The sequence below is a fragment of the Bradyrhizobium sp. BLXBL-01 genome, assembly GCF_051853025.1.
In the GTDB taxonomy this organism is placed as follows: Bacteria; Pseudomonadota; Alphaproteobacteria; order Rhizobiales; family Xanthobacteraceae; genus Bradyrhizobium.
In genome coordinates, this window is sequence record NZ_CP182471.1 from 3,697,310 (window position 1) to 3,713,374 (window position 16,065).

10 protein-coding genes and 1 tRNA gene are annotated in these 16,065 nt (G+C 63.1%); 9 read left to right on the forward strand and 2 right to left on the reverse strand.

Features of this window, described 5'->3' with window-relative positions; translation table 11 throughout:
• Positions 1–11 precede the first annotated feature (11 nt).
• Entirely contained in the window at positions 12–1,496 is a 1,485-nt protein-coding gene (gene gatB / locus ACNJYA_RS17155) for an Asp-tRNA(Asn)/Glu-tRNA(Gln) amidotransferase subunit GatB (RefSeq protein WP_439367043.1), read from the forward strand.
• A 1,604-nt stretch (positions 1,497–3,100) separates the two neighbouring features.
• The gene (locus ACNJYA_RS17160; RefSeq protein ID WP_122402900.1) at positions 3,101–3,367 is read left to right on the forward strand and encodes a hypothetical protein; all 267 of its coding nucleotides are present in this window, start codon (positions 3,101–3,103) and stop codon (positions 3,365–3,367) included.
• Positions 3,368–3,428: 61 nt separating this feature from the next.
• On the opposite strand, the gene ACNJYA_RS17165 is transcribed toward ACNJYA_RS17160, so the two are convergent.
• Entirely contained in the window at positions 3,429–5,450 is a 2,022-nt protein-coding gene (locus ACNJYA_RS17165; protein ID WP_439367045.1) for an O-linked N-acetylglucosamine transferase family protein, read from the reverse strand.
• 326 nt (positions 5,451–5,776) lie between these two features.
• Between ACNJYA_RS17165 and ACNJYA_RS17170 the strand changes: the two genes are divergently transcribed.
• The 4 genes from ACNJYA_RS17170 (at position 5,777) to ACNJYA_RS17185 (ending at position 11,302) form a co-directional block, all read left to right on the forward strand.
• Positions 5,777–5,870: transfer RNA gene (locus ACNJYA_RS17170), tRNA-Ser, on the forward strand.
• Positions 5,871–6,244: 374 nt separating this feature from the next.
• Positions 6,245–8,872: an O-linked N-acetylglucosamine transferase family protein gene (locus tag ACNJYA_RS17175; RefSeq protein ID WP_439367047.1), complete on the forward strand. Its 2,628-nt coding sequence runs from the start codon at positions 6,245–6,247 to the stop codon at positions 8,870–8,872.
• A gap of 499 nt (positions 8,873–9,371) precedes the next feature.
• A complete protein-coding gene (locus tag ACNJYA_RS17180) occupies positions 9,372–10,892 on the forward strand; it encodes a porin (protein WP_212255104.1) in 1,521 nt (506 codons plus the stop codon).
• A 164-nt stretch (positions 10,893–11,056) separates the two neighbouring features.
• Positions 11,057–11,302 carry a DUF3551 domain-containing protein gene (locus tag ACNJYA_RS17185; RefSeq protein WP_439403449.1) on the forward strand — a complete coding sequence of 82 codons (246 nt, stop codon included), beginning with the start codon at positions 11,057–11,059 and terminating at the stop codon, positions 11,300–11,302.
• Positions 11,303–11,457: 155 nt separating this feature from the next.
• On the opposite strand, the gene ACNJYA_RS17190 is transcribed toward ACNJYA_RS17185, so the two are convergent.
• Entirely contained in the window at positions 11,458–13,878 is a 2,421-nt protein-coding gene (locus tag ACNJYA_RS17190) for a transglycosylase SLT domain-containing protein (protein WP_439403450.1), read from the reverse strand.
• A gap of 279 nt (positions 13,879–14,157) precedes the next feature.
• Here ACNJYA_RS17190 and dapA point away from each other — a divergent pair, with 279 nt between their 5' ends.
• The 3 genes from dapA to smpB all read left to right on the forward strand — a co-directional run bounded on the left by dapA (position 14,158) and on the right by smpB (position 16,062).
• A complete protein-coding gene (gene dapA, locus ACNJYA_RS17195; protein WP_212255106.1) occupies positions 14,158–15,048 on the forward strand; it encodes a 4-hydroxy-tetrahydrodipicolinate synthase in 891 nt (296 codons plus the stop codon).
• A 53-nt stretch (positions 15,049–15,101) separates the two neighbouring features.
• A complete protein-coding gene (gene mscL / locus ACNJYA_RS17200; protein ID WP_212255509.1) occupies positions 15,102–15,515 on the forward strand; it encodes a large conductance mechanosensitive channel protein MscL in 414 nt (137 codons plus the stop codon).
• A gap of 73 nt (positions 15,516–15,588) precedes the next feature.
• Positions 15,589–16,062: an SsrA-binding protein SmpB gene (gene smpB / locus ACNJYA_RS17205; RefSeq protein ID WP_025036727.1), complete on the forward strand. Its 474-nt coding sequence runs from the start codon at positions 15,589–15,591 to the stop codon at positions 16,060–16,062.
• Positions 16,063–16,065: the final 3 nt, after the last annotated feature.

Sequence of the window (16,065 nt, forward strand, 5' to 3'; positions counted from 1 at the left end):
ACATCTTCTCCATGAACGCTGACGCGACACCTCACAAGCTTCTTAAGGGTTCAACCGGTGAGTGGGAGATGGTCATCGGCATGGAGATCCATGCCCAGGTGACCTCGAACGCCAAACTGTTCTCGGGCGCGTCCACCGCGTTCGGCGGCGAGCCGAACAGCCACGTCTCGCTGGTCGACGTCGCGATGCCGGGCATGCTTCCCGTGATCAACGAGGAATGCGTCAGGCAGGCTGTCCGGACCGGGCTCGGCCTCAACGCGCAGATCAACCTGCGCTCGGTGTTCGACCGCAAGAACTATTTCTATCCCGACCTGCCGCAGGGCTACCAGATCAGCCAGTACAAATCGCCCGTCGTCGGCGAGGGCGAGGTGATCATCGATCTCGACGGCGGCAAGACCGCCGCCATCGGTATCGAGCGGCTGCATCTGGAGCAGGATCCCGGCAAGATGCTGCACGACCGGTCGCCGTCGCTCTCCTACATCGATTTCAATCGTTCTGGCGTGGCGCTGATGGAGATCGTCTCGAAGCCGGATATCCGCGACGCCGAGCAGGCCAAGGCCTATGTGACCAAGCTGCGCTCGATCATGCGCTATCTCGGCACCTGCGACGGCGACATGGAGAAGGGATCCTTGCGCGCCGACGTCAACGTCTCCGTGCGCAGGCCCGGCGCGCCGCTCGGCACCCGCTGCGAGATCAAGAACATGAACTCCATCGCCTTCATCGGCCAGGCGATCGAGTATGAAGCGCGGCGCCAGATCGAGATCCTCGAGGACGGGGGCGAGATCGAGCAGGAGACGCGCCGGTTCGATCCCAACAGGGGCGAGACGCGCTCGATGCGGTCGAAGGAAGAGGCGCACGACTATCGCTACTTCCCCGACCCCGACCTGTTGCCGCTGGAGTTCAGCCAGGAATTCGTCGACGAGCTGAAGGCGGAGCTGCCGGAGCTGCCGGACCAGAAGAAGGCGCGCTTCGTCGCCGATTTCGGCCTCTCGGCCTATGATGCGAGCGTGCTGGTCGCCGAGCGCGAGAGCGCGGTGTTCTACGAGACGGTGCTCGACAAGCTCGCCAGCCGTGCCCGCGACGGCAAGATGGCGGCGAACTGGGTGATCAACGAGCTGTTCGGCCGTCTCAACAAGGAAGGCCGGGATATTACGGCCTCGCCCGTCAATGCCGCGCAGCTGGCTGCGATCATCGACCTGATCGGCGACGGCACGATCTCGGGCAAGATCGCCAAGGATCTGTTCGAGATCGTCTGGCAGGAGGGCGGCGATCCCCGCGCGCTGGTCGAAAGCCGCGGCATGAAGCAGGTCACGGATCTTTCCGCGATCGAAAAGGTGGTCGACGACATCATCGCGGCCAATCCCGACAAGGCGGCGCAGGTGAAGGACAAGCCGCAATCGCTCGGCTGGTTCGTCGGCCAGGTGATGAAGGCGTCCGGCGGCAAGGCCAACCCGCAGAGCGTCAACGACCTGCTCAAGTCCAAGCTCGGCGTCTGAGCCTCACGTTCGAACGAGGTGACGGAGACGCGTCGTCACCTCGCTTTCGGTTCTCGCTGCGACGCTCGCGCGCATCCGCGAACGGCAAACTCCATCCCGATCGACGGCGATGCGGCGGCCGAATCGCCGCCGCGCGATTCGCCCGAAACGGCGGCTTGAACGCGCTCCGGCGAGCGCCCGCGCCGTTAAGCATGAAAATATTTTCGTTGCCAAAAATCGCGACTCAGAGTCCGCGAAACGCCTTCGCGAGGCGATCGCGCGATTGCCGATGCGCATCGTGGCGTTGATCGCGCGCGATGCACGCGTGCGAAAAAATACTTGCTGCATAGTGTTTTCGTGCAATCGCATCGTTCGCGAACGTCGATGATGCGAGCGCTCTGCATGATCGCAAGTGCACGTCGAACGAAGCGCCTGCGTCGCGCCCGCCAAGCGCACGCGCCTTGCTGCGTCAACACTTCTTTAAGCGAGAAGCTGTTTTTTTCTTCGTGTTGGTGTATTCGGGGTGAGTGCATTCGATCCCCGAGTGCACGCAGCGATTAAAGCCATCTCACACATCGGAGGGCAACATGGCCAAGAAAGCGAAGAAGGCGAAGAAGGCGAAGAGCGCAGTGAAGAAGACTGCGAAGAAGACCCGCAAGGTCGCGAAGAAGAAGAAGTAACTTCGCTTCTGAAGTTGCCGGCTCCAGATAGCCGGCACGTCATCAGCGCCTCCTAGAGGTTCTGGTCGACGATAGAGGGTGTCGGCGAGACATCAGGTCAACGGTCGGACCGTTCTCTTTCGCGGTCCGGCAGAAGAAACGAGTTTTCTTCGTTCGGTGCGGTTCTCCTCAAACGGGCTCCGCAATTTCACGACAGGCCTTCGGGCCAAAGTGGAATCTGGTCCTGACGTGTTCGCCGACGCCCTCGTTCCCTTGAAGCCGGGGCATTGCCGGCATTCCTTTTCCCCCGACATTGCTGATCTGAAACGCGCGACGTCATCGCGCCCTTGCTCGAACTGCCTTGGGGCACGCCCGGGCTGCGGCCTGATGCACGCTGTTCGCACGCCGCTTCTCCGTTCGCGGTGTCATCGCCCGGCTTGCCGCCTTCGCTGAAGCTTCGGCGCGCCGAGCACCCGTGTAAGCCTCGGCGTAGCCTTGGCGGAGCCGGGACCGGGCGATCCAGTACTCCGAGACGGCAGCGATTGAATCGACAAGCTGCGGGATACTGGATTCCCCGCCTGCGCGGGGAATGACGGCACGGTGTGCGGCAACGACAGTGATCCGCCTTTCACATTCTAGCCACACGGCCACGAGCCACCGCGCGTGATGGTTATCGTTCTCCCAAAATCCCGGGGTAAACAGAGTCTGACGAATCGTAGAAGTGCCTGCAAATCAGGGACTTCTTGAATCCTCCGCGCACGCGCCGCGCGCCCCGTTTACGTCTGCTTCATCGCGATACTTAAACTGCCATTCAAATTTGCCCGCCATCATCGCCTCCAACAAGCCGGCAAACGGCGATGGGGAAGAGTTGAACAGTGCACGATCCCGGGAAGGGTCATGCACATCAGAATTGGACGGGAGCCGCGCTCGGGGGACGAGGCGGCATAAGAACAAAGGGGATGCGTGATGTTTCAGGGTACATTCGATCTGGAGACGGCAACGCCGGTCGATGCGAGCGCGCTGTCGGACGTGCTGTTCGAGCGCGGGATCTATTGGGCGAGCGGCCGCTCCGGGATCGTCGATCTCGTCGCCGCGCACAAATGGTTCAATCTCGCGGCGCTGAAGGGCCGCAAGGACGCCGTGGCGCTGCGCCAGGAAGTCGCCGGGCAGATGTCGGACGCCGAGATCTCGGTCGCGCAGCGCGAGGCGAGGGCCTGGGTCTGTGCGCACTGAGCGGTTCACTTCGCTTGGGAACCGACCTCGACCGGCCGGCACCATCGCGCCGAGGCGGGCCTCATGGTAAGGTTTGCACGGCAAACGAGGCCGGCGCTTCGCCGGCGCAATGCCTGCGCCAGATTTCGCTCAATGCCTCTTCGATATGTCGCGTCATGCGGACAGTATCGAAAAGCGGCCAAGTGGTCCGGCGCGTCGCCAGCTTGCTCCTGAGCGCGACCCGAAGCTCGGGATCGTGGGCGATCCGCAGTGCCAAGGCCTCGTATTCGTCCAGCGATCGCGTCACCAGCTCGGGAAGGCCGACGGCGTTCAGGAGACTGGCTGCAACGCGTCCGGCAAAGGTGGTGCCAAGGCACGTCAGAACCGGCAAGCCAGCCCAAAGGGCGTCGCTGGCCCCGGTGTGGGCGTTGTAAGGCAATGTGTCCAGGAACAGATCGGCGACCTGGTGGCGCGCCAGATGCTCGTCAGCAGGGACGCGCGGAGCGAACACGATTCTCTCGGCGGCAATCCCCCGCGCAACGGCTTCACGCTTCAGATTCTCCGTGGCGACCGGGTCTCCATCCAGCAGCCAAAGGACGCTTCCGGGGGTCCTGTCGAGCAGCCGCATCCAGACGCCGAACAGCGGGGGGTTGATCTTGGGGTTTCTGTTGAACGCGCAGTAGACCAACGCATCGTCCGCCAATCCGAGCTCGGTGCGGCTTGGTGGATTTGACGGGAGCGCTCGCTTCGCGTCGGTCGCCTGGTAGCTATTCGGAAGATAGATCACCTTCTCGGCGTAATAAAGCTGCTCCGTTTCGGGGATGACGATCCGGTCGGCCATGAGGTAGTCGACATAGGGGGCACCCATCGTGCCGGGAAAGCCGAGATAGCTGACCTGGATAGGAGCCGGCCGGCGCGCAATGATGTTCGGACGCGCACCGGCGGTGAAGCCGCCGAGATCGACGAGAACCTCGATCTCGAGCTGGCGGATCAGCTTGACGACGTCCTCGTCGGCGAGATGGCTGACATCTTCAAAGCGTTCGAATGCGGCCTTCAGGCGGTTGCGCATCTGGCTATCGTCGTCGGGCCCGTAGGAGATGGCGGTGATGTCGAAGCGCTCACGGTCGTGCGCCTCGAAGACTCCGGCCATCAAATACGCGGTGGCATGATTGCGAAAATCGGCCGACATGTATGCGACCCGGAGCCGGGACGCCGGGCTCGGCGTTCCTGGCCTGGCGGCGCGTCCGTCGGGGGCCACCTTGGCGACATAGGTCTTTGCACAGGTCAATTGGCGTGCAGGCGATGAGGAGACATGAAAGAGGGTGAAGGGGTCGATCGGCACGTCCGCCTCGACAGCCTCGTCCATGGCGGCCTGTTCACGTTCGAAACTGCTCCAGTCGGCGCGCTTGCGCCTGCAGGCAACGAGGTTGCTCAGCGCAAACGGGAACGTCTTATCAAGTGCGACCGTTCGTTCCAGCGCCGCGATCGCTTCGTCGTCGCGCCCCAGCTGGCCAAGAACCTCAGACAACGCGAAATGGTTCTGGGGGTCGCCCGGTGCAAGCTCGATGGCGCGGCCGTAGCTGTCACGCGCTTCCTCGAGTCGACCAAGCTGCTGCAACGCGCTGCCTCGGTTGGCGAACGCGGCGCTCGACGGTGCGATCACTATGGCGCGATCAAACTCGGCTATGGCGTCGCGAAGCTGCTGCCGTGCAATGAGAATCGCTCCGCGATTGAGATGCGCGTCCGCGAAGTTCGGGGACAGGGCGATCACTTTCGCAAGCCAGGCGAGCGCATCATCCGGCTTGTTCAGCGCACGCAGCACGTTGGCAAAGTTGAAAAGAACGTCGGGATTGCCGGGGTCGACGCGTGCAGCCTTCTTCAGCAAAGGCTCGGCGTCCGCAAATTGGCCGCGCTGGGCGTGCAACAGCCCCAGCATGTGGAGCGCGACGGCATGCGTTCTGCTCGCCTTCAGGATGGTCGTGTAGGCCCGTTCCGCATCCGGCAGATTGCCCGAGCGGTGCGCTGCAATTGCCTGGTCCAGAATAGTGGACGGATGGAGTGAGGAGGGGGCCGAAGCTCCCTTGTTGCGGCCTTGTTGTGGCATGTGATTGGGTATCTCGACCCCGATGTCGGGTCCGTGCTCTGGCGAAGAGGTTCAAAAAACACTAATCGCCTTTGTCGGAGAGAACAACGGCTCGCTGTTTCAGGGCAGGTAACGATCAGCTTGTTGCCAGATTGGCGTGCGAGGATGCACGCCAGCTGGTGGAAATACAGTGCAGGCGGGACGATGGCGTGACGCGCCTCGGACGTCGCATTCCCGATCCGTCCCTTATATCTGTCGCTCTCAAAGCGTTTCATGTGCAAAGAAACCCGCTCGCCCCAATTCTGCCGCTTGCGGCCCGCCTCCGTGTCGGGCATACCCGGCGTATTGGAGACGTGGCCGAGTGGCTGAAGGCGGCGGTTTGCTAAACCGTTATAGGCTTGTAAAGGCCTATCGAGGGTTCGAATCCCTCCGTCTCCGCCAGGTCTATCCCATTGAAATAGCAGGTATTTTCCAGTGTGAGGCGCTCGCTTCGGGGTCGGAGGGCCGCCGAAAGCAGGCCGATCATCGCGCCGCTACACAATGGTCCATGGCAACCGGTCTCGCAGCCTGGCGAATCGACACAAGGAAGCCTCTTCACAAGCTCGAATCCGCTGTTCTCGATTGTGGCAAACCCCGGAAGAGGGGCCTATCCGAGTCCTCCCGCTGAAATCATGCTGCCGAGCATATGTTCAACCCGGCCGGCGTGGAGTACGTCACACCGTCCTTCCGCAGGATTGGCAATGTGCACGGTTCGATGCTGAACGCGGCGCCGGTCCATCGGTGTGAGGGGCGTCGCGAAAGGGTCTATTCCGTCGATGAGGAACATCGCAGCAATCTTCAATGAGGCTCTCGCGGCCCTGAATGGGCGCGATCTCAGGAAGGCCGAAGAGGGCTTCAGACGCGTCATCAAGTTCGAGCCGTCGCATGTTCCAGCGCTCAACCTGCTGACCATCGTTCTCATGAACACAAACCGGTTTGCCGAGGCCGAGCCGTTCATTGCGCGCGCCGTCAAGCTCAATCAAGGATCAGATGTCTCCTTCTATAATTACGGGCTGATCGCCAAGCAGCTCGGCAAGCCAGCGCTGGCGCACGAGCAATTCACCAGAGCCCTGCGTCTCAATCCCAACGTGAGAGAGAGCTGGAACAACCGCGGCGCGGTTTGCAACGTGCTCGAGCAATACGAGGCGGCGATATCCGACTTCGACAGAGCGATTGCCCTGGACCCGAACTACGCCGACGCCCATGCGAACAAGGGCAAGTCGCTGCTCGAGATCGGACGGCACGCCGAGGCGTTGACCTCCTACGACCGGGCGCTGTCGGTCAGGCCCGACCTGGCGGAAGCCTGGCTCGGCCGCGGCACGGCACTGGCTCGATCCAGCCGCCGCGATGAGGCTCTTGATGCCTATGACAAAGCGCTCTCCATCAGGGCAGATCTGGCGGAGGCCTGGATAGGCCGGGGCAATGTCCTGTACGGACTGAGGCGTCACGCGGATGCCTTCGCATCCTACGATCGCGCGCTCGATATCGCGCCGCAGGCCGCCGCCGCCTGGCTTGGCAGGGGCAATGCGTACGCTGATCTCAAGCGCTATGACGAAGCGCTTGCAGCCTACGACAAGGCACTCACGATCAAGCCGGATTCGATTGAAGCCATGATTGGTCGCGGCAACGTCTTCGCGGGCCTTAAGCGCCGCGATGATGCTCTGGCGCTTTATGACGCGGCGCTTTCGATCAAGCCCAATTCGGCCGAAGCCTGGCTCGGCCGCGGCAGTGTCTTTCTGGATCTGCGGCGTCGCGACGAGGCGCTCGCCGCCTTCGATAAGGCGCTCTCCATTGCGCCGGACCTGGCCGAAGCTTGGCTCGGTCGGGGGAACGTGTTCGGAGACGTCAAGCGCCACGCGGAAGCGCTCGAGGCCTACGACACGGCGCTATCCATCAGGTCCGACCTGGCGGAGGCCTGGTTCGGGCGAGGGAATATCTTCGCCGACCTTCGGCGCCATGACGAGGCGTTCGCGGCGTTCGACCGAGCGCTGACGCTCGACCGCGACCTGCCCGGAGTAGAGGGCGCGAGGCTCTATTCGAAGCTGAATTGCTGCGACTGGACAGAAATAGAGGCTGAGACAACGCGCCTTATCGAATCCATTCGTGCGGGCAAGGGGGGCTGCCAGCCGTTCGCGCTGCTGTCGATTGCGGCATTGGCCGAGGACCAGCGACGAAGCGCCGATTTCTGGGTCGAAAGACTGCTTAACCTTGCCGGGCGCAAGGCCGTCGACGCCGTCCCGGTGCAGGCTGACAAGATCCGCGTCGGTTACTTGTCGGCGGATTTTCGGAGCCACCCGGTGAGCTATCTGGCCGCAGGTCTTTTCGAGGCCCACGATCGCACCAGGTTTGAAACGCACGCTTTCTCGATCGGCCCGGCCGAGGACAGCGAGCTGCGCGCAAGATTGGAGCGAAGTTTCGATCAATTCGTCGATCTCCACGGGCGGAGCGATGATGACATTGTCGGCTGCATCAAGGCGGCCAACATCGACATCCTCGTGGATCTGATGGGGCATACGCTCGGGGCGCGGCTCGGTGTTCTCGCGCAGCGGCCCGCCCCCGTTCTTGCGGGCTATCTCGGCTTCGCCGGCACCGTCGGCGGGGCGTTACTGGACTATGTGATCGCCGACGAGAGCAGCATCCCTGCCGAGCATCGCAAGCACTTTTCGGAGAAGGTCGTCTGGCTGCCGCACTGCTTCATGCCCCACGATGCCAAGGGGCGTGAAATCTCGCGTGTCGGGCTCGACAGGCGAGAGCAGGGATTGCCGGCCGAGGGCTTCGTCTTCTGCGGCTTCAACAACGCCTACAAACTGAATCCGCCGACGTTTCAGAGCTGGATGCGAATCCTGAAGGAGGTGGATGGCTCCGTCGTCTGGCTTTCCGATCTCCAGGATGTCGCAAGATCCAATTTGCGAAGAGAGGCCGAGGCGAGCGGCGTCGATCCCCAGCGCCTGGTCTTTGCAACGCGCGTCGCCTCCACTGCGGACCATCTGGCGAGACACCGCCTGGCGGATCTGTTTTTGGACACGGTGCCCTATAACGCCCATACCACCGCAAGCGACGCGCTCTGGGCCGGACTGCCGCTGCTGACGCTGGCCGGAGACGCCTTCGCGGGACGGGTCGCGGCCAGCTTGCTGCATGCCCTCGATCTTCCCGAGCTGATCACGCATTCTCGTGATGAATATGAGGGGCGCGCGATCGAATTGGCTCGCGATCATGAGCGGCTCCGCGGCATTCGAGAAACTCTGGAAGAGCGTCGTCTCACGTCGCCGCTCTTCAATACGCCTTTGCTTACCCGAAGCCTCGAAGAAGCTTTCGAAGCCATGGTCCGGCGGTACCGCGCCGGATTGGCGCCGGGTCACATAGAAGTTCCCGCGGCAGGTTCCGCGCTCTTTATCAGCGAATAAGTCAGCGGCGGACTGACCAGCCGATTGTCCCCAACCCACCGAGCGCGGACCAGATTCGAAAGATTCGCGCGCCCGGTTCGGAGCGAGTCGACGTTGTAGGGACGCCGAGGGGCTGCGTTGTTCGAACCGGGGATTTTTCAAGGCAAACGGAACCCCAAAAAATTCCTCTGAGTTTTCAAGTGCTTGCTCGGGCGCTTTGATCACAACTGCGTGTTATTTGTGCAACACCCATCGGAAAACAAGCGTTTGAGGCCCGGTCCGAAGCGTTCTTTTGTTGTGTGTGCAAGGACCTTCAGTAATTGTGACTGAGCGACGGAGGGGGGCATCCCGAGGTCGTCCCGTTCTAGGTGGTTCGCTTAAGTCCCTCGCGTTTCAGCGGGTGTGTCCGAAAACGCGAAGCGGCTAAGCGGTGGTTACAAGGGACAAGGGAACCAACCTTAGGGTGTCGTCACCCAGCGGATCCGGAACCTTCCCTATAGAGCAAACTTGGAGGTTTAACATGAAGTTTAAGAGCCTTTTGCTCGGTTCGGCGGCGGGTCTGCTCGCCGTTGGCGGAGCTCAGGCAGCCGATCTTCCCGTGAAGGCCAAGGCGGTCGAATACGTGAAGATCTGCTCCCTGTACGGTGCCGGATTCTACTATATTCCGGGTACCGACACCTGCATCAAGCTCGGCGGCTATGTTCGCGCCGACGTGCTGGCCAACACCAACAGCGACTACGGCATCGGTCAGGGTGCTCCCGGCGGCGCTAACAACCGTCTGGACAACTACTATCAGACCCGCGCTCGTTTCGACTTCAACGTCGATACCCGCACGGCGACCGAGTATGGCGTGGTCCGCACCTACGCCGATACGATTTTCTCCTGGGATACGACCGCGGTCACCGGCAGCAACCCGTCGGCGTTCTCGACCGGTTCGGCTTCGCTCGGCCTCTACCATGCGTTCATTCAGTTCGCTGGTTTCACCTTCGGCCGCACGGTCTCGATCTTCGACACGCCGTGGCAGAGCTATCCGGCTGGCGGTCCCGACTTCCTTCCGGGCGGCTCCAACAACGTCACCGGTGTGAACCAGATCGCTTATACGGCTGATTTCGGCCAGGGCATCACCGCTTCGGTGGCGTTGCAGGACCTGACGACCGCCGCAGGTGGCCAGACCAACCTCTATAACGCCAGCATCACTGCTGGTGGTCTCAGTGGCTTCACTTCGGCTTCGGCCGCCGGCGCTGCCTTCATCCAGGGCATCTACGGCACCAACGATTGGGGTGGCACGCGTATGCCCGACATCGTCGGTGCGGTTCGTGTCGACCAGGCTTGGGGTCTCGCCCAGTTCTCGGTAGCGGCGCACGAACTCCACACGGCCTACTACGGCACGACGGAACCCACTGGCCATCCCGACGACAAGTGGGGCTGGGCCGTGCAGGGCGCCTTGTCGATCAAGAACATCCCGACCGGTGCGGGTGACTCGATCAACTTGCAGGCGGTCTACACCGATGGTGCATCGCGCTACAACTTCCAGAGCCTGTTCCCGCAGAACATCTACATCTACGGCGGCAGTGGCATCGGTGCCTATCAGAGCCTCGGCTTTGCTGGTATTGCTGATGGCGTGTTCGGCACCGGTACCGGGATCGACACGGTCAAGACCTGGGGCTTCCGCGGTGGTTACACCCACAACTGGTCGCCGAACTGGGTGTCGGCCATCTACGGTGCCTATGCATCGCTTCGCTACGGCAACACGGGCAAGGCTCTGATCTGCGCGAACTTCGTCGCAGCCTACGGTGCCGCCACTGCCACGTGTAACCCCGACTTCAACCTCGCGGTTATCGGCGGTAACGTGGTCTGGACCCCGGTCAAGAACCTCGCCTTCACCGCGGACCTGAGCTATGTCTGGCTCGACCAGAAGTACTCGGGCACGATCGCGGGCGCTGCCACGGCGAACGCCGCGGTTGCGAAGCCGGCAGCCACCTACGAGCTGAAGGATCAGGGCAACCTGCAGCTTCTGCTTCGCGCTCAGCGCACCTTCTAAGATCGATCTTCGAATTGATCAGCGAACCCCGGCAGGAAACTGCCGGGGTTTTTCTTTGCGTGGGTTCTGGAGTGATCTAGAAGGTGCGGTGGGGGTGCATCGTATTGGAGCTTCAGCGCGTGAAGGTTTTGACCGGACGGATGTTGGCCATGACAGCGGCATCGATGATTGCGACGGTCATCGCACTTATTGCGCCTGCAGCTGCCGAACCCCTCGATCCCCGTTACCCGGTCTGCCTCCAGAAATGGGAGTGGGGTGGCAGCAGCAGGACTTACTGTAGCTTCCTGTCTTGGGAAGACTGCAGGGCCGCGGCTATGGGACTATCTGCGATGTGCCTGGCTAATCCATATTGGTCGCAGCCGGGCCAATCCGGTCCCTCCGGCGCCCCGCAGGCCGCTCCGCCCCGATGACCAGGACGTGGTGAAAAGCGTTGCCCGCGTGTGCCCGGGGCCGGCTTCGGATCTTCCGGCAGCAGAGATAACCGCACGAGAACGGGCGAGACTACCATCTCGGACCCTTCCACTCCTGGAAGGTGTAGGTTGGGTTCAAGCCGCAGGAAGCGCGGCTATTCCACGCTTCCGGCGCCGCGGCGCAGATCGGCTTCGATCTGCAAGCGGGTGCCGCCGCCGAAGCGGGCGCGGTAGACCTGAAGGTTCTCCATGATTCGCTGCACGTAGTTGCGCGTCTCGGAGAACGGAATCAGCTCGACCCAGTCGACGGCGTCGACCTTGGGGTCGCGCGGATCGCCGTAACGCTCGACCCACTTCTTCACGCTGCCGCGGCCGGCATTGTAAGCGGCGAAGGTCATGATGTAGGAGCCGCGATAATCCTCGAGCAGTCCGCCCAGCTCCGCCGAGCCGAGCGTGGCGTTGTAGACCGAATCGTTCTTCAGCCGTCCCAGGTCATAGGTTGCGCCATGGCGCTTGCAGACGTAGCGGGCGGCGTCGGGCGTCACCTGCATCAGCCCGTAGGCCTGCGCCGGCGACACCACCGACGGGTTGAATGCGCTTTCCTGCCGCGCGATCGCATAGACGATGCTGCGCTCGACCTCGGGGCCGATCGGCGTGAACTGAGGAATGCCGTTGACGGGGTAGGCATAGAAATCGAACGGCAGGCCGCGGTTGAGTGCGGCCTTGCCGAGCAGCAGCATGCCGCGCGCATCGCTATAGCGCTGCGTCAGCTCGCCGAGGCCGGCAAGCGCCTCGGGATCGCCGTTCTCGCCCATGTCGGCGAGCATGGGCACCGCGAGCTCGCGCTCATCGAGCTCGTAGAGCAGTTGCGCCGCGCGCACGATCTCGAGCCGCTCGGCGCCGCGCCCGCGCGGCTGGTTGTTGAGCTCGATCTGCGGCAGGCCGAGCTTTGCGCGCGCGAGCTGGCCGTAATAGCTGGTCGATTGCTCGGCCGCCCGCGCATAGGCGTTGCGCGCCTCCTGCTGGCGGCCCATCGCCTCGGCAGCGCGGCCCTGCCAATAGCCGGCACGCGCCAGCGTGGTCGGATTGACGCTGCCGACGCCGATGCGGGCGAAGTGCTGGGCGGCTGTCGTGGGGTCGTTGAGGAAGCGCAGCGCGATCCACCCGGCGGTGAACTCCTGCTCGGTCTTGTAGATGTCGCGCGAGGGCAGGGCGGCGTCGCGCGCAATCAGATAGGCGCTGCGGAATTCCTCGGTGTCGATCATCTTGCGCGCTAAGAGGCGCCGCTCGATCCACCATTCGTCGAGATTGTGGAGGCGACCCGGATCCTTCGGCGCGGACAGCATCAGCTGGGCGGCTTCAGTGAACTTCTCCTCGCGACGCAGGAGCTGGATCTTGCTGAAGACGAAGCCGGGATCGCTGTGCAGCTCGCGCGGCACCGCATCGAGCAGTGCCCGCGCGTTCGGCGCCTTCTTGACCGTGGCGATGCGGGCCTTGGCGAGCGCGACATAGCCGGCGCCGAGGCGCTTGGCGGCGCGCAGCGCCGCCTCGTTCTCGCTGCCGTAGAGCAGGTTGTCCATCCGCGCTTTCTGGTCGCCCGGCGTGAGCAGGGCGCCGAACTGGTCCAGCGCGTTGTTCTCGGTATCTTCCGACATCGGGTCGCCGCGCCAGGCCTCGCGCACCAGCCGCTCGGCATTGGCGCGGTCGCCGCGAGCGAGCATCGCCTTGGCGAGCGTGAAGCGGCCCTTGGCGGAAATCGGCGACTCGTTCTCGAACCACGACCACGCGACCGTCTCGTCGCGCCTGTCGTCCCACATCGCGGCCTCGAGGCGCCGGCGCAGGAAGGTCTGCGACGGCCAGCTCGGATTGGCGGAGAGGAAGGCGCGATAGCGTTCCACGGTCGCGCCATTGTCGTCGCTGCGCAGGATGATCCATTCGGCGAGCTTTCGCGCGACCGGATCGGAGATACCGGCCGCGGCATTGGTGGCGTCGCCGGCCTTGCGCTTGCGCACGAGCTCGATGACGCTCTCCAGCGTGTCCTTGTCGGACTGCGACGTCGACGATGTCGCCGCGACGGCAGCCGGGATGACCGGCTTGCGCGGCGTTGCATGCTGGCGGGTTGCAGGCGCCAGCATGGGAGCTGCGGCCGGCCTCGCGGGGGCTGGCGCAGCCGGTTTGATCGTGGCCGTCACGGCCGGGGCGGGGGCTGCCTTGGGCGGCGCGCCGCTCACAGTCGGCGCCGCCTTTGGCGCGGCTGCAGGGGTTGCGGCCGCAGGCTTGGGTTTGTCGTTGGGCTTGTCCTTCGCCGGTTCCTTGCTGGCGTTCTTGCCGGCGTCGGGCTTCTTCGCGGCGTCCTTGGCGGGGGTGCCAGGCGCACCCTTGCTCGCGGCTTTCGCGGCGTCCTTGCCGGTTCCCTTGGCTGTGTCCTTCGCTGTTTCCTTGGTCGATCCCTGGGTCGATCCCTTGGTCGCGCCCTTCGCCGCGTCCTTGGCGGCCGGCTTGGCGGGATCCTTGGTTTCCGCGGCCGTCTCGTTGGACTTGGCGAGGGCGGCGCAGCCCATCGACAGCCCTGCCATCAGGCACACGGCCATACCCAGGGATCGCCATGCGGCAGAAGCAAAGGAGGTCACGGCGTTTCGTCGCCCCGAATCAGTGAAGTGGCTCAAGACCTAGCTGAATTTGCTTGAATATGCGGAGAAAATACCAACAGCCGCTTACCTCGGGCCGATTTGCACCAGCACCGCGGCAAAATCGCGGCCTAAACCCAGCCGCGCACAGACCGCGGGCCTTTTACCGGCCGGATAGACCCGATATGAAGGGAGCTTGCTCAAGAAAGCCGCGTACGGAGGAAGTCCATGGCAGCCAAGACGAAATTCCGAGGGTCGTTCACCGCCTTGGTCACCCCGTTCAAGAACGGCGCGCTGGACGAGGCGGCGTTTCGCTCCCTGGTCAACTGGCAGATCTCCGAGGGCACCAGTGGCCTCGTTCCGGTCGGCACCACCGGCGAGAGCCCGACGCTCAGCCATGACGAGCACAAGAAGGTCGTGGAATGGTGCATCGCTGAAGCCAAGGGCCGCGTGCCCGTCATCGCGGGGGCCGGCTCCAACTCGACCAAGGAGGCGATCGAGCTCTCGCAGCACGCCGAAAAGGCGGGCGCGGACGCCGTGCTGATCGTCACGCCCTATTACAACAAGCCGACCCAGGAAGGGATGTACCAGCACTTCAAGGCGATCAACGATGCGATCGGGATTCCGATCATCATCTACAACATCCCGCCGCGCTCGGTGATCGACATGTCGGTCGACACCATGAAGCGGCTGTGGGAGCTGAAGAACATCGCCGGCGTCAAGGATGCCACCGCCAGCATGGTCCGTGTGTCGCAGCAGCGCGCGGCAATGGGTGAGGATTTCAACCAACTCTCCGGCGAGGACGCCACCATCATCGGTTACATGGCCCATGGCGGCCATGGCTGCATCTCGGTGACCTCGAACGTCGCGCCGCGCCTGTGCTCGGAGTTCCACGCCGCCTGGCAGAAGGGCGACACCAAGACGGCGCTCGCGATCCACGACAAGCTGATGCCGCTGCACAACAACCTCTTCATCGAGAGCAACCCGGCGCCGATCAAGTACGCGATGTCGCTGCTCGGCAAGCTGGACGAGACGTTGCGGCTGCCGATGGTTCCGGTGTCCGAGCCGACCCGCGTTGCCGTGAAAAGCGCGATGGTTCACGCCGGCCTGATCAACTGACGCAATAGCCGTTCGGGGGGCCTTTCATGAGCGTGGACGAAAAGGGCGCGCGTATGCTCAAGGAGTTCCGTGAGTTCGCCATGAAGGGCAACGTCGTCGACCTCGCGGTCGGCGTCATCATCGGCGCGGCCTTCGGCGCCATCGTCACCTCGCTGGTCGGTGACGTCATCATGCCGATCATCGGCGCTGCGACAGGCGGCCTCGACTTCTCGAACTACTTCATCCCCTTGTCGAAGGCGGTCACCGCCACCAACTTAGCGGATGCGAAAAAGCAAGGCGCCGTCCTTGCTTACGGCAGCTTCCTGACGCTGACGATCAACTTCATCATCGTCGCCTTCGTGCTGTTCCTGGTGATCCGCGCCATGAACACCTTGAAGCGCAAGGAGGAGGCGGCGCCCGCCGCTCCGCCAAAGCCGTCGGCCGAAGTCGAGCTGCTGACCGAGATCCGCGATCTCCTCAAGAAGTGACGCGCCCACTTCATCCGAACTGTTAGAATCCGAGCGCATCTCGATCAGGTTTGCCCGTCAGGTTTTGTAGGTCATGGCCGATAAGAACGAACGTCCGATCAAGGTGATGGCGGAAAATCGCAAGGCGCGTTTCAACTACGCCATCGAGGACACGATCGAGGCGGGCATTGCGCTGACCGGCACCGAGGTCAAGTCGATCCGCAACGGCAAGAGCACGATCGCGGAATCCTATGCCGATTCCAAGAACGGCGAGATCTGGCTGATCAACGCCACCATTCCCGAATATCTGCAAGGCAACCGCTTCAACCACGAGCCGAAACGGCCGCGAAAGCTGCTGCTCCACCGCCGCCAGATCAACAAGCTGATCGGGGCGGTCGACCGCGAGGGCATGACGCTGATCCCGCTCAAGCTTTACTTCAACGAGCGCGGCCGGGCCAAGCTGCAGCTGGCGGTTGCGAAGGGCAAGAAGCTGCACGACAAGCGCGAATCCGAGAAGAAGCGCGACTGGAGCCGGGAGAAGGGCCGGCTGCTGCGGGCGAGGGGATGACGA